The sequence below is a fragment of the Enterococcus sp. DIV1316a genome (assembly GCF_050536915.1).
In the GTDB taxonomy this organism is placed as follows: Bacteria; Bacillota; Bacilli; order Lactobacillales; family Enterococcaceae; genus Enterococcus; species Enterococcus faecalis.
Genome location: NZ_CP172913.1, coordinates 1,485,176 through 1,498,532 on the forward strand (window position 1 = coordinate 1,485,176; position 13,357 = coordinate 1,498,532).

13 protein-coding genes are annotated in these 13,357 nt (G+C 37.1%); all 13 read right to left on the reverse strand.

Annotation, left to right across the window (positions count from 1 at the left end; genetic code table 11):
- Window positions 1-9: 9 nt before the first annotated feature.
- A complete protein-coding gene (locus IGL56_RS07210) occupies window positions 10-366 on the reverse strand; it encodes a phage holin family protein (protein ID WP_002357307.1) in 357 nt (118 codons plus the stop codon).
- Window positions 366-689: a PspC domain-containing protein gene (locus IGL56_RS07215; protein WP_002357306.1), complete on the reverse strand. Its 324-nt coding sequence runs from the start codon at window positions 687-689 to the stop codon at window positions 366-368. The genes IGL56_RS07210 and IGL56_RS07215 overlap by 1 nt, the downstream gene beginning before the upstream one ends.
- 74 nt (window positions 690-763) lie before the next feature.
- On the reverse strand, window positions 764-2,365 hold the full coding sequence (gene liaX, locus IGL56_RS07220) for a daptomycin-sensing surface protein LiaX (protein ID WP_002357305.1): 1,602 nt from the start codon (window positions 2,363-2,365) through the stop codon (window positions 764-766).
- Window positions 2,366-2,573: 208 nt separating this feature from the next.
- Entirely contained in the window at window positions 2,574-3,251 is a 678-nt protein-coding gene (gene phoU, locus IGL56_RS07225) for a phosphate signaling complex protein PhoU (protein WP_002357304.1), read from the reverse strand.
- A gap of 14 nt (window positions 3,252-3,265) precedes the next feature.
- Complete coding sequence (gene pstB / locus IGL56_RS07230) at window positions 3,266-4,024, reverse strand: phosphate ABC transporter ATP-binding protein PstB (RefSeq protein WP_002357303.1); 759 nt, start codon at window positions 4,022-4,024, stop codon at window positions 3,266-3,268.
- A 10-nt stretch (window positions 4,025-4,034) separates the two neighbouring features.
- A complete protein-coding gene (pstB, locus tag IGL56_RS07235; protein WP_002357302.1) occupies window positions 4,035-4,844 on the reverse strand; it encodes a phosphate ABC transporter ATP-binding protein PstB in 810 nt (269 codons plus the stop codon).
- A 16-nt stretch (window positions 4,845-4,860) separates the two neighbouring features.
- Window positions 4,861-5,745, reverse strand: a complete 885-nt coding sequence (gene pstA, locus IGL56_RS07240; protein WP_002357300.1) for a phosphate ABC transporter permease PstA — start codon at window positions 5,743-5,745, stop codon at window positions 4,861-4,863.
- Window positions 5,745-6,665 (reverse strand): phosphate ABC transporter permease subunit PstC, encoded by a 921-nt coding sequence (gene pstC / locus IGL56_RS07245; protein ID WP_002357299.1) that lies wholly within the window; start codon window positions 6,663-6,665, stop codon window positions 5,745-5,747. The genes pstA and pstC overlap by 1 nt, the downstream gene beginning before the upstream one ends.
- A gap of 122 nt (window positions 6,666-6,787) precedes the next feature.
- A complete protein-coding gene (locus tag IGL56_RS07250; RefSeq protein WP_002357298.1) occupies window positions 6,788-7,642 on the reverse strand; it encodes a phosphate ABC transporter substrate-binding protein PstS in 855 nt (284 codons plus the stop codon).
- A 175-nt stretch (window positions 7,643-7,817) separates the two neighbouring features.
- Window positions 7,818-8,702, reverse strand: a complete 885-nt coding sequence (ftsX, locus tag IGL56_RS07255; protein WP_002360154.1) for a permease-like cell division protein FtsX — start codon at window positions 8,700-8,702, stop codon at window positions 7,818-7,820.
- On the reverse strand, window positions 8,695-9,381 hold the full coding sequence (gene ftsE / locus IGL56_RS07260; protein WP_002361935.1) for a cell division ATP-binding protein FtsE: 687 nt from the start codon (window positions 9,379-9,381) through the stop codon (window positions 8,695-8,697). Before ftsE ends, ftsX begins: the two co-directional genes overlap by 8 nt.
- 105 nt (window positions 9,382-9,486) lie before the next feature.
- Window positions 9,487-10,588 (reverse strand): peptide chain release factor 2 gene (gene prfB, locus IGL56_RS07265; RefSeq protein ID WP_111997025.1). Its coding sequence is split into 2 segments (ribosomal slippage): window positions 9,487-10,515 and window positions 10,517-10,588, totalling 1,101 coding nucleotides; the frame shifts between segments, so codons are not numbered across the junction.
- 76 nt (window positions 10,589-10,664) lie between these two features.
- Window positions 10,665-13,202, reverse strand: coding sequence for a preprotein translocase subunit SecA (gene secA / locus IGL56_RS07270; RefSeq protein ID WP_002381826.1), 2,538 nt, complete (start codon window positions 13,200-13,202; stop codon window positions 10,665-10,667).
- Window positions 13,203-13,357: the final 155 nt, after the last annotated feature.

The window sequence follows — 13,357 nt, forward strand, 5'->3', positions numbered from 1 at the left end:
CAGGCTTTTTTATTCATATTTAGATAAATTGTGATCCGTAACGATCGTATTGACAATTGACATAATTACAGCCATTAGCACCGCTGCCCAAAAACTTGAGAAGCCAAAGTTCATTTCCCCCACAAAAAACGAGGTCATTTGTAAAATCGCTGCATTGACAACAAAGCTAAATAGACCAAACGTTAATAAAGTAAATGGGAGCGACAAGATTGTTAAGACTGGTTTCACCAACATATTTAGGATTGAGAGAACAAAGGCGGCAATAATTGCAGGCATTATGCCTCTCACATGAATCATGCCAGGAAAAACAACTGATAAAGAAATGAATGTCAGTGTATTAACAACCAATCGCTGAAAATATGTCATTAAAAGTCACTCCATTCGTCATCATCAATTTTTTCCGCTTCTTTACGTTGCTTTTTATTGGCAGCATAAGGATTTTCATTGCGAACATTTCTATTATAAGGATTTTGATGGCCGTAGCCGCGATCGCTTCCTGTTCTTCCAGAAGGGATCAAGACTGCTAAGGCAATGTATAAGAGAATGCCTGGAAATCCTGCTGAGAAAAAGCTGAGCAAGACATAAACGACACGAATAATTGTTGGGTCAATTCCTAGCCAATCAGCAATCCCAGCTAAGCTTCCTGTTAAAACCACGTTATTCGGAGATTTTGTTAGTTTTCTTTTCATATGTTTTCACCTCGTCTACTAAATTTTACACTAGAAAGGCTGATTCGTCAGCCCATCTAGCTTAAAATTATTAATTATTTATCCGTATCTTTTAGGAAAATACTTCCCGTTGTTGTAGAAGCATTAATTTGAGCCATTGATTCTTCCAGTACACGTCTAAAATGTAATTGTTGATTGCCGCGATCTTTCTTTTCACGAACAACTTCAATATCTGTTAAACGGCTGTTAATACTACCTAAATTCGTTTTCACTTGCCCTTCAACGCCTAAGTCATTTGGCAAGGCCAACTTGATATTCCCATTTGCAGAGCTTGCTTCAACACGGCGAAGCGTTTTTTCTTTAGCTGTAATGCGGATATCTCCATTAATCAGAGAGACACTTAGACTTTCTGGTGCCGCGGAAATAGACACATCACCATTGACTGTTTCAATAATGTTATCTAAAATCGTTCCTTCTAGGACTTTAATTTCACCATTCACGCCTTCAATTTCTAACATAGTTGCATCAATTTTTTTAAACGTAATCGTCCCATTCGTTGATTTTGTGTAAACATCTTTCGCTGTTAACTCTTCTACTAAGACATTTCCGTTTAATAATTTAACAGATACATGATCGTAAGTGCGTTTTGGTAAATAGAACGTTAAATCTGCTTTCACCCGTTTGTTTGGCACTTGGAAAGAAATCGTTTCATCATCCACATCAATGTCACTTCGTTCTAAGAAAGCTTCCATTGGTGAATCTCCTGCCATTTTACCATATAATTTGATTTTTGCTTCGACTTTCACATCTTCTTGATCCCAAGTTTTGAAAACCACGGTACCATTTGCTACCTTGACATCAATTAAACTTGCTTGTGGATTTGGATAATTAAACTCATGTTCAAACTTAGTTGTTGCCACACCAGGAACTTTCATTTTAATGTCTTTCCATTCCACATTATCATTCATGGTGTCACTGAAAGAATTAAATGTTTTTTTCAAGAATTCTCCCACTTGGCCGCCAACTTCGGCAACTTTGCCGCCGACTTGGTTAAAGGTGTCTGTGGCTTGATCTTTCCACTCTTCAGAGAATTGAGAAGAAACTTTTTCTTTTGTATCATTCCATTGACCTTTCCATTGTTCTTTACGAATGTTTTTTAGTTCTTCTTCCAGTGCTGTTTTTTCAGTACTTTGAGTCGCTAATTTTTCTTCTAATTGTGCAAGTAAAACGTGCAAGTCTTTTCGTTGAACTTGTTCATCTTCTGTTAATGCATCTAATTCTTCTTTTGTATCTAATGTTCCAATTTCTTCAGCGACTTCTTTAATTTCTTCTTTGATGCCGGCAATTTCTGCGTTGACTTCGTCCAATTCAGCCGAAGCACGATTGGCTTTTGTTGCTAACTCATCAAGAATTCTTTCTAAGTTTTCACGATCTTTTTCTGCACTGTCCTGTTTATTTTCTTCAAACGAATCAACAGTAGGTCCTTCTGATTCGCCTTTTTCTAATGCATCCATTAAATCTGCGACTTGATCTTCTTTATTTGTTGTTCCAATATTTTGTGTATCAACTTTTTCAGCAGCTTTTTCGATTTGTTTTTCATCTTTTTCAGTTGCCATATTTTCTAATAAAATTAACGCTTCTTCTGACGTTAGAATACCTTTTTTCACTAATTCTAATACGCGTTCTCTTTCTTTCATGGATATTGCCTCCTTAGCAAATTTTTCACTCAATAGTGTTTTCCTTACATGCATTATTATGCCTTGTTTTTGATCATTTGTCATAGGACTTAAGAACGATTTCTTCTCATTAGTAAGGACTAGTTTTATAAAATCAGCTCATTTTACGCTAAAAAAACTAGGAATTGGTCTAAAAAAGGCCGTCTCCTAGTTTTTTTATTTGTTTTTCTTAAAATTGTTCGTCACGATTACTATTCAATTCGGTAATTTTACCAGTTGCCAAGTAAACAATCCACTCACAAATATTTGTGACATAGTCGCCAATTCTTTCCAAGTATTGTGCCACATGTAGATAATCAGTTCCGCTAATGACCGTTTCTGGATTAGCTTTCATTGCTTCTACGGCATGTTTGTAAATACTATCGAAATATTCATTAGTACGATCATCCATTTGTGCAATCATTCGTGCATCTTTTTGATCCGTTTTAACATAGGCGATTAAAACATTATCCACCATTTTTTTCACATAATCAGACATATCTGAAATTTCTTTTTCGATTTCAGGAATACGTGTTTCTCCTTTTAAGCGAATCGTTGATTTAGCAATTGAAACGGCATGGTCCGCCATTCTTTCTAAATCCGAACTAGCTTTCATAACAGTGATAATCATACGTAAGTCTGTTGTCACTGGTTGTTGTAACGCAATCATTTCAAAACTCTTTTTCTCAAGTTTGACTTCCATATCATTAATTTCAATATCGCGATCAATCACTTCTTGAGCCAATTTTTTATCATGATTAATATATGCCTTCACGGATTTATGGACGGCACTACTAACCATCATACCCATTTCATAAAATTGATTGTGCAGATTCAATAGTTCTTCTTCAAATTGTGTCCGTAACATTCTTTTTCCCCCTTTTAACCAAATTTACCAGAAATGTAATCTTCTGTTTGTTTTTCTTTTGGATTTAAAAATACTTTTTTCGTGTCATTAAATTCAATTAAATCACCTTGTAAAAAGAAGGCCGTTTTATCAGAGATCCGTGATGCTTGTGACATATTATGTGTCACCATAATCATGGTATATTTCTCTTTTAATGTTAACAGCATGTTTTCAATTTTACCACTAGAAACTGGGTCCAAGGCGCTAGTTGGTTCATCTAATAAAATAATATCTGGTTCCACAGCTAAAACACGAGCGATACAAACCCGCTGTTGTTGTCCACCAGAAAGTGAAAGTGCACTTTTGTGAAGTTTATCTTTGACATCCTCCCAAACGGCAGCAGCTTTCAAACTGGTTTCAACTGCTTCATCTAAGACTTGCTTGTCTTTGACTCCTTTTAGGCGCAAGCCATAAATCACATTTTCATAAACTGAAAATGGAAATGGATTAGGTTGTTGGAAAACCATCCCAATTTCTTTACGTAATTCAACGTTATCTGTTTTCGGTCCATAAATATCTTTTCCTTTATAGACGACACTTCCAGTAATAGTTACGTCTGGGATTAAATCATTCATACGATTCAAGCAACGTAAATACGTTGACTTCCCGCAACCAGAAGGACCAATCATGGCAGTTAATTCTCCTTGATTAAAAGTTAAATCAATGCCTTTCAATGCTTCTTTTTTCCCGTAATATAAATGTAAATCTTTTGATGAAATAATTTCTTTGCCCATCTTGCTCCTCCTAACCAAAATGTCCTGAAACGTAGTCTTCCGTTGCTTGAATTTTTGGTCGTGTAAAGATTTTTCTTGTATGGTCGTATTCAATGACTTTACCCATATAGAAGAAAGCTGTATAGTCACTAATCCGCGCCGCTTGTTGCATGTTATGTGTCACAATGATGATCGTGTAATCATCTTTTAAATTCACTAACGTTTCTTCAACCGTTCCTGTTGAAATCGGATCTAACGCGCTTGCCGGTTCATCTAACAACAGAATATCTGGTTTCATCGCAATTGCCCGAGCGATACACAAACGTTGTTGTTGCCCACCAGACAGAGCTAAGGCGCTTTTGTTTAAGTTATCTTTCACTTGATCCCAAAGTGCGGCTTGCTTCAAACTTGTTTCAACGATTTCATCTAATTTTTTCTTATCCTTTTCACCATGCTGTTTCAATGCGAATGTGATATTTTCATAGATAGATTTACTAAATGGATTGGGCCGCTGAAAAACCATGCCAATGCGTTTTCTCATTTCGTAGACGTCAACTTCTTTCGTATTGACATCGACATCTTTATACATGATTTTTCCAGTAACACGTGAATTGGCAATGCCATCGTTCATACGATTTAGCGAACGTAAATACGTGGATTTACCGCAACCAGAAGGTCCAATTAAGGCGGTTATTTTGTTCTTTTCAAATTGCAAATCAACACCTTTGATAGCCTCATTGTCCCCGTAAAAGACATGTAAGTCTTCCGTGTGTAACGCAATCGGGTCTTTTTGGCTATCTAGTTGAAGTAAATGGGTATCATTTAAATTGTATTCTTTCATGCTAATTCCCCTAACATTAAGCTGATGTCATTCTCTTATAAAGACGGTTGCCGATAAAACGAGCGCCGAAATTGAAAAGTAAAACTACTAAAATTAACACAGCGGAGGCACCTGCTGAGACCGCAGCGCCATCTGGCATCGTTCCTTCGGTATTAATTTTCCAAATATGCACAGCCAACGTTTCCGCTTGACGGAAAATACTAATCGGACTTGAAACGCTCAATGGATTCCAATTACTGAAATCTAAGGCAGGTGCGCTTTGTCCTGCTGTATAAATTAACGCAGCGGCTTCACCGAAAATCCGACCAGAACTCAAAATAACACCTGTCAAAATTCCTGGTAACGCTTCTGGCAAAATAACTTTTTTAACTGTTTCCCAACGTGAAAGACCTAAGGCTAACCCCGCTTCACGCTGTGTATAATGAATGGCTTTCAAAGATTCTTCAACATTTCTAGTCAATAATGGTAAGTTAAAAAATGTTAATGCTAACGCACCTGATAAGATTGAAAAGCCATATCCGATTTGTACAACGAAAATCAAGAAGCCGAACAGCCCCACAACAACGGAAGGCAATGAACTTAAAATTTCAATCGAGGTACGAATTAAATCAGTTAACCAATTCTTTTTCGCATATTCCGATAAGTAAATTCCAGCACCCAATGAAATTGGAATACTAATAATCATTGTAATCAATAGTAAATATAGTGAGTTAAACAGCTGAATACCAATCCCACCACCAACTTGATAGGCTCTGGATGGTTGTGTTAAAAATTCCCACGAAATATGTGGAATTCCTCTAGCTAAAATGTAAATCAGTAAGGCCGCCAAAATTAAAACAATGACGCCAGATACGGCATATAAGATACCTGTTGCGATTTTATCTGCTTTTTTTGCATTCATTATTTTAAGGCTCCTCTCTTACCGATAATTCGGATAACAATGTTGAATAGTAAAGACATCAACAATAGAATCAAGGCTAAAGACCAAAGAACGTTGTTTTCAACTGTTCCCATAATTGTATTCCCAATCCCCATTGTCAAAATACTTGTTAGTGTCGAAGCTGGTGTTGTCAAACTAGTTGGCATCACAGCTGCATTTCCGATTACCATTTGGATTGCTAAGGCTTCACCAAACGCACGAGCCATACCAAAGACAACCGCAGTTAAAATACCAGGCACAGCTGCCCGCAAGACAACTTTATAAATCGTTTGCCAACGCGTAGCACCAAGCGCCAACGACGCTTCACGATAATGTCGAGGCACAGCTTTTAATGCATCTACGGTCATCGTAGTAACCGTTGGTAAAATCATGACAAATAGCACAAACGTACCAGCTAAAATACCGAAGCCAGTTCCGCCAAAGATTGAACGGACAAAAGGAACAATGACAGATAAACCAATAAATCCATAAACAACAGAGGGAATCCCTACAAGTAATTCAATAACTGGTTGTAAAAATTTCGCTCCTTTTTTAGGTGAAATTTCTGTCATAAAAACAGCCGCTCCAATCGCAAATGGCGTCGCAACAATCGCTGACAAAAACGTTACAATAAAGGAACCCGCAATCATCGGTAAAGCCCCAACCATGGGTTTACCGTCTGCGCCGATATCACTTGGGTTCCAGTTTGTTCCAAATAAGAAATCAAACACATTAATCTTATCTTTAAAGAATGTAGCAAGTCCTTTACTTGCAACAAAATAGAAAATTGAAACAACCACTGCTACAATTAAGGCAATACATAGGAAACTAATAAATTTCCCTCGTTGCTCCATCTTGGCTCTTTTCGATTTTGTTAATAATTTTTTCTGTACATCTTCCAAGAATATTTCCTCCTCAAACAATCCAACTTTTACAGATAAAAATAGTGTACCTTTTTTACATCAATTTGTTTTTAATAACATGTAAATTTTATGTTAAGTTTGTAAATTTTGTGTTAAGAGAATTATTTAATGACATTTCCTTGCCAATCCCGTTCAATTTCCATTTTCGAAACAGGAATATACCCTAATTGACCAATCACACGTTCTTGGATATCATCTGACAACATAAAGTCTAAAAACTCTTTGGTTAAATCACTTGGATTTTTACGAGTGTACATGTGTTCATAAGACCAAATAATCCATTTATTGTTCATTACATTTTCATCTGTTGGCTGAACACCATCAATACTTAACGTAGCTACTTCATCAGTAACATATGAAAATGCGGTATAACTAATCGCCCCTGGTGTATCAGAAACAATGGAACGAACCATGCCGCTGGAATCTTGTTCTTGCGCACGAATGGCTGTTTTATCTCCCAAGACCCATTTTTCAAAAGTCGCACGCGTACCACTACCGGCCGCTCTGTTCAAAATAACAATTTTTTGGTCTTTCCCGCCAAGTTCTTTCCAGTTTGTTACTTCACCTAAAAAGATTTTCTTTAAATTTTCCATTGAGATATCTTTGACACCGACATTTTTGTTAACGATTGGTGTAATCCCAACAACAGCAACTTTATGATCAATTAAGTCTTCCGCTTTGATGCCCTTTTTCTCTTCTGCAAATAAATCAGAATTACCAATGTCTACCGCGCCAGATTGGACTTGACTCAGACCTGTTCCGCTTCCGCCACCTTGGACATTAATAAATCTTCCCGGATTTTGGCTTTGATATTCCTCACTCGCTGTCTCTACTAATGGTTGTAAAGCTGATGAGCCTACTGCTGTGATGGATTCACCACGATCAATCCATTTTGCACATCCTGTCAAAGTAAGTATACTTGCCAAACCAATAAATAATAGCAATCTTTTTTTCATCGATTCATTATTCCTCCAATTAATTTCAATCCATTCTATTTTACCATTATATGTAGGACTTGAAAATTATAAGTTATCAATTTGTTGGTACAACTGAGAAAACTCTTAAATTAAATAACAAGTATTTTAAAACTAAACGAAAAAAAGCTCTCCAAAATGGAGAGCTTTTTTTCGTTTAAATTTTCAAGAAACGACGCATTGAAATAACTGAACCTAGTGATCCAATAATCATTCCTGTTGCAATCATTAATAGATTAACTTTCCAGATAAAATCTTCTGGACGAATTAATGAATAATTCGAACGCAATAACTGCGGGTTAAACATGTTATAAACTTGATGGTAGCCTAACGTCATAATGATGACTGGCACGATTGCGCCAATCAACCCAATCCAAGCACCTTCTAAGAAGAACGGCCAACGAATGAAACTGTTTTTCGCTCCTACAAGACGCATAATTTGGATTTCTTTTTGACGAGATAAAATCGTAATCCGAATGGTGTTGGAAATTAAGAACACTGCAACGAATAAAAGTAATGCAGCAGCTGCTAAGCCCCAAGTTCGAACGGTTTGAGCGATTTTAAAGATTTTGTCTGAGTTTACACCACCGTAATCGGCTTTAAAAACACTTGGGAATTTAGCTGCTTGTTTCGCAATATCTTTCGTGTCTTCTGGTGTTTTTGCACGGACATAATACACGTCGTATAATGGGTTACTGTCGCCTTCGAAAAGATTCCAGGCATCCCCCATTTGTTCTTGGATTTTTTTCAATTGTTGATCTTTGTTTGAATAAGAAATATCTTCAACATTGTCTAATCCTTTAAGTTGTTTTTCTAATGTTTTCATTTCATTTTGTTTTGTACCAATATCGACAAAAACTGACACTGTCACGTTTTTTTCGACATCATCAGCAAGTTTCGTTGCATTAAAAATAACGCCCATAAAAATACCAACTAAAACTAATGTAATTGTAACCGCACTTGCTGAGGCAACAGTCATCCAACCGTTCCGTTTTAAACTTTTGATACTTTCAAATAAATGAGAAAAGAATGTTCTAATCATCGTAGCCGTATTCTCCTTCCACTTGGTCACGGATAATGCGACCATTTTCAATGGCAATAACACGGTGACGAATCGTATTTACAATTGTACTATTATGCGTTGCCATCACGACTGTTGTTCCTTGTGCGTTAATCCGGTCCAACAATTTCATGATTTCCCATGAATTCTCTGGATCTAAGTTCCCAGTTGGTTCATCGGCAATTAAAACTTTCGGTGTATTTACGATTGCTCGTGCAATGGATACCCGTTGCTGTTCCCCACCAGAAAGTTCGCTTGGAAAAACACGTACCTTATGTTTTAGACCGACTAAATCTAAAACTTCCATCACGCGTTTTTTGATTTCGCGAGGACGCCGTCCGATAACTTGCATCGCATAGGCCACGTTCTCATACACAGTTTTCTTTGGTAATAGTTTATAGTCTTGGAAAACGATGCCGATTTCACGACGTAAATAAGGAACTTCTTTATTTTTTATTTTCATTAAATCATGACCTGCAACTGTCAAATTACCTTTTGTTGCTTTTTCTTCACGATACATTAATCTAATAAAGGTTGATTTCCCTGCACCTGAGGGACCAACCACATAGACGAACTCGCCTTGGTCAATCTCTACTGAAATATTTCGAATCGCTGTTGTACCATTCGAATATTTCTTCATTACATCTTTCATTTCAATCATGGCGTTCTCTCCATCTCTTTTTTCTTCAATCCTACTCATTATAACATGTCAATATTGCAAACTTCTTGCATTAAGTTACATTTTTATTTCAATTTAATGAAGAGCTTAACTTAAGCGCTGTTTTAAGTAGGCATCAATGAAACCATCAAGGTCTCCATCCATCACAGCTTGTACATTGCCGGTTTCGTAATTTGTCCGATGGTCTTTGACCATTGAATACGGATGGAACACGTAAGAACGGATTTGTGAGCCCCAACCAATTTCCATTTGTTCACCACGTAAACTTGCTGCTTCTTGAGCTTTCTTTTCCATTTCCAATTGATATAATTTGGCTTTTAACATACTCATTGCTTGCTCACGGTTTTTTAATTGAGAACGTTGTGCTTGGCTTGCGACAACGGTGCCTGTTGGAATATGTGTAATTCGAACAGCCGATTCTGTTTTATTAATATGCTGACCACCAGCACCACTTGCTCGATAGGTATCAATTTTTAAGTCATCTGGATTGATCGCAATCTCTATTGTATCGTCTAATTCAGGCATTACATCAACTGAACAAAACGAAGTATGACGGCGTTTGGCGGAATCAAAGGGCGAAATCCGCACAAGACGATGGACACCTTTTTCAGATTTTAGGTAACCATAAGCATTGTAACCTTTGATTAATAAGGTGACACTTTTAATCCCTGCTTCATCTCCAGCTTGGTAATCCAACGTTTCAACTTGGAAACCGTGACTTTCTGCCCAACGTGTGTACATTCGTAAAAGCATACTTCCCCAATCTTGTGATTCAGTACCACCGGCACCAGGGTGTAATTCAATTAGGGCGTTATTATGATCATATGGCTCATTTAGTAGTAAGGATAGCTCATACGTTGTTAAACGTTCTTGCAAGAGATGAATTCTTTCTTCCAATTCTTCTTGAATCTCTGCATCATATTCTTCTTGTTGTAATTCAAACATCACCGTTAATTCGTCAAGTTCCTCAGAGAGCTGATGAAATTGTTGATATTTTTCTTTCAAACTATTGGTTTCGTTAATTAGCTTTTGAGCCGTTTCTGTGTTGTCCCAAAAACCAGGTTCTCCCATCCGATTTTCCGCCTCGGCAATGTCTTCTTCTAACTGGTCTAAGTCAAAGAGACCTCCTGAAGCTAGTAATTTTTTGTGTCATTTCGTCTAATAATGTACGAATTTCTGGGTTTTCCAAAATGATTCCTTCTTTCTCTTTATTGTAAAAAGAGCAAAGGCGGGACAAATTGCCCCACCCTGCGTTTTTTCTTTAATTAAGCGTTTCTTCCATGACAATTTTTGAATTTTTTGCCACTTCCGCATGGGCATAAATCATTACGGCCCACTTTTTTATCTACACGCACAGGTTGACGCTTCGCACTTGTGTTGCTTTGTGCAGCTGCATCTTGTTCTGTTTCTGGATGTTCCGCTTGTCCTTGAGCTACTTGCTCACGTTGGACATTTTGGCGAATTTCCGATTTCATGAATAAACGTGTTACTTCATATTCGATTGAACCCACCATATTGTTATACATAGAATAACCTTCTGTTTGATATTCTACTAATGGGTTGTTTTGACCGTACGCACGTAAGCCGACAGATTGGCGTAATTGATCCATTGCATCAATGTGATCTGTCCATTTAGTATCGACAACACGCAAGATGACTACTTTTTCAAATTCTAGCAATTGTTCTTGGCCATTCAATTGTTGAGATTTTTCTTCAAATACTTCTTGCGCACGTGCCACTAAGTAGTCTTTGATTTCTTCAGCTGATTTATTTTCTAAATCTTTTTTAGAAATCGTATCTTCATGGACAAGTGTTGAGGCTGCAAAATCGACAATCCCATCTAAATTCCATTCTTCTTTTTCTAATTGTGTATGGCTATCCACCACTCGGCCAATCGTCCGTTTTACCATGCCCATCAATACATCAGACAAGTCATTTTCTTCCATAATTACTTCTTGTCGTTGCGCATAAATAACTTCACGTTGCTCGCGCATCACGTCATCGTATTGTAAGACATTTTTACGTGTGTCATAGTTATTTCCTTCCACACGTTTTTGAGCAGACTCTACTTGGCGAGTAAACATTTTACTTTGAATAACTGCATCTTCTTCTTGCACATTCATTCGTTCTAAGAATGTTTTAATTCGTTCTGAACCAAAGCGTTTCATTAAGTCATCTTCTAAAGATAAATAAAATTGTGAAACCCCTGGATCCCCTTGACGTCCTGCACGTCCACGCAACTGATTATCAATACGACGTGACTCATGACGTTCTGTCCCGATAACCGCTAGACCACCTAGTTCAAGTACACCTAAACCAAGTTTAATATCCGTTCCACGACCAGCCATATTTGTTGCAATTGTAACTGCGCCTTTTTGACCAGCATTCATAATGATTTCGGCTTCTTTAAAGTGATTTTTCGCATTTAATACTTCATGAGGAATTTTAGCTGCGTTTAATTTATCAGAAAGTAATTCTGACGTTTCTACCGCAACAGTCCCCACCAACACTGGTTGTCCTTTGTGGTAACGTTCTTTAATATCTTCCACCACTGCATTAAATTTACTTTCTAAGGTTGGATAAAGTAAATCTGGACGATCGTCACGGATAATTGGACGATTGGTTGGAATTTGAATGACTTGAATATTGTAAATTTCACGGAATTCTTCTTCTTCTGTTTTAGCAGTACCAGTCATCCCGGCTAGTTTTTTGTACATCCGGAAGTAGTTTTGGAACGTAATCGTCGCCATTGTTTTTGTTTCATCTTCAATTTCGACGCCTTCTTTTGCTTCAATCGCTTGATGCAAGCCATCAGAATAACGACGACCATCCATGATACGACCAGTAAATTGGTCAACAATTAAGACTTTATTGTCTTGAACCACGTAATCAATGTCTAATAACATGATATAGTTTGCCCGTAACGCTTGATCTAAATGGTGCGTTAATGCTGTATTTTCAATATCGTACAGGTTATCCAATCCGAAAGTTTGTTCAGCTTTTTCAATCCCTGCTTCTGTTAAACCAATTGTTTTAGACTGAATATCAATTTTGTAATCTTCGTCTTCTTTTAAGCGTTTGACAAAATTATCGGCACGCGTATAGAGTGCTGTCGATTTTTCAGCTTGTCCAGAAATAATTAATGGGGTTCTTGCTTCATCAATTAAGATTGAATCCACTTCATCGACAATTGCATAGTTTAATGGACGTTGAACCATTTGGCTGCGATAAACAACCATGTTATCACGCAAATAGTCAAATCCTAATTCGTTATTTGTACTATAAGTGATATCACAGTTATACGCTTCACGTTTTTCATCAGAAGATTTAGAGTTAATGTTTAAGCCAACGCTTAAGCCTAAGAAATTATATAATTCTCCCATTTCGTTAGAGTCACGGGTTGCTAAGTATTCATTAACTGTAACAACGTGTACTCCTTCGCCAGATAGTGCATTCAAGTATACAGGCATTGTGGCAGTCAAGGTTTTCCCTTCACCTGTTCTCATTTCAGGAATGTTCCCGTCATGAAGCACAATCCCACCCATTAATTGGACACGGTATGGGAATAAACCTAGTACACGTTTAGCAGCTTCACGGACAACCGCAAACGCTTCTGGTAATAGTTCGTCTAAGGTTTCCCCTTTTTGATAACGGGCTTTAAATTCATCTGTTTTTTCACGTAATTGTTCATCGCTTAGTTGTTCCATTGCACTTGCATGTGCATCAATTTTATCGGCGATTTTTTCTAATCGTCTTAATTCTTTTTTATCGTTTTCGATCATTTTTTTCAAAAAATTTGCCATTGGTATCTGTGTTCCTTTCAATTACCTCTTTTTATTTTTGTATCCTTTTTGTACAAGAAGCACAATCTATCCGTTTTATTTTATCATTACTTGACGAGAAAGAAAACCATTTCTCTCTATTTTACAGACATTTTCCTTTAAAAGAGGAACTTTTA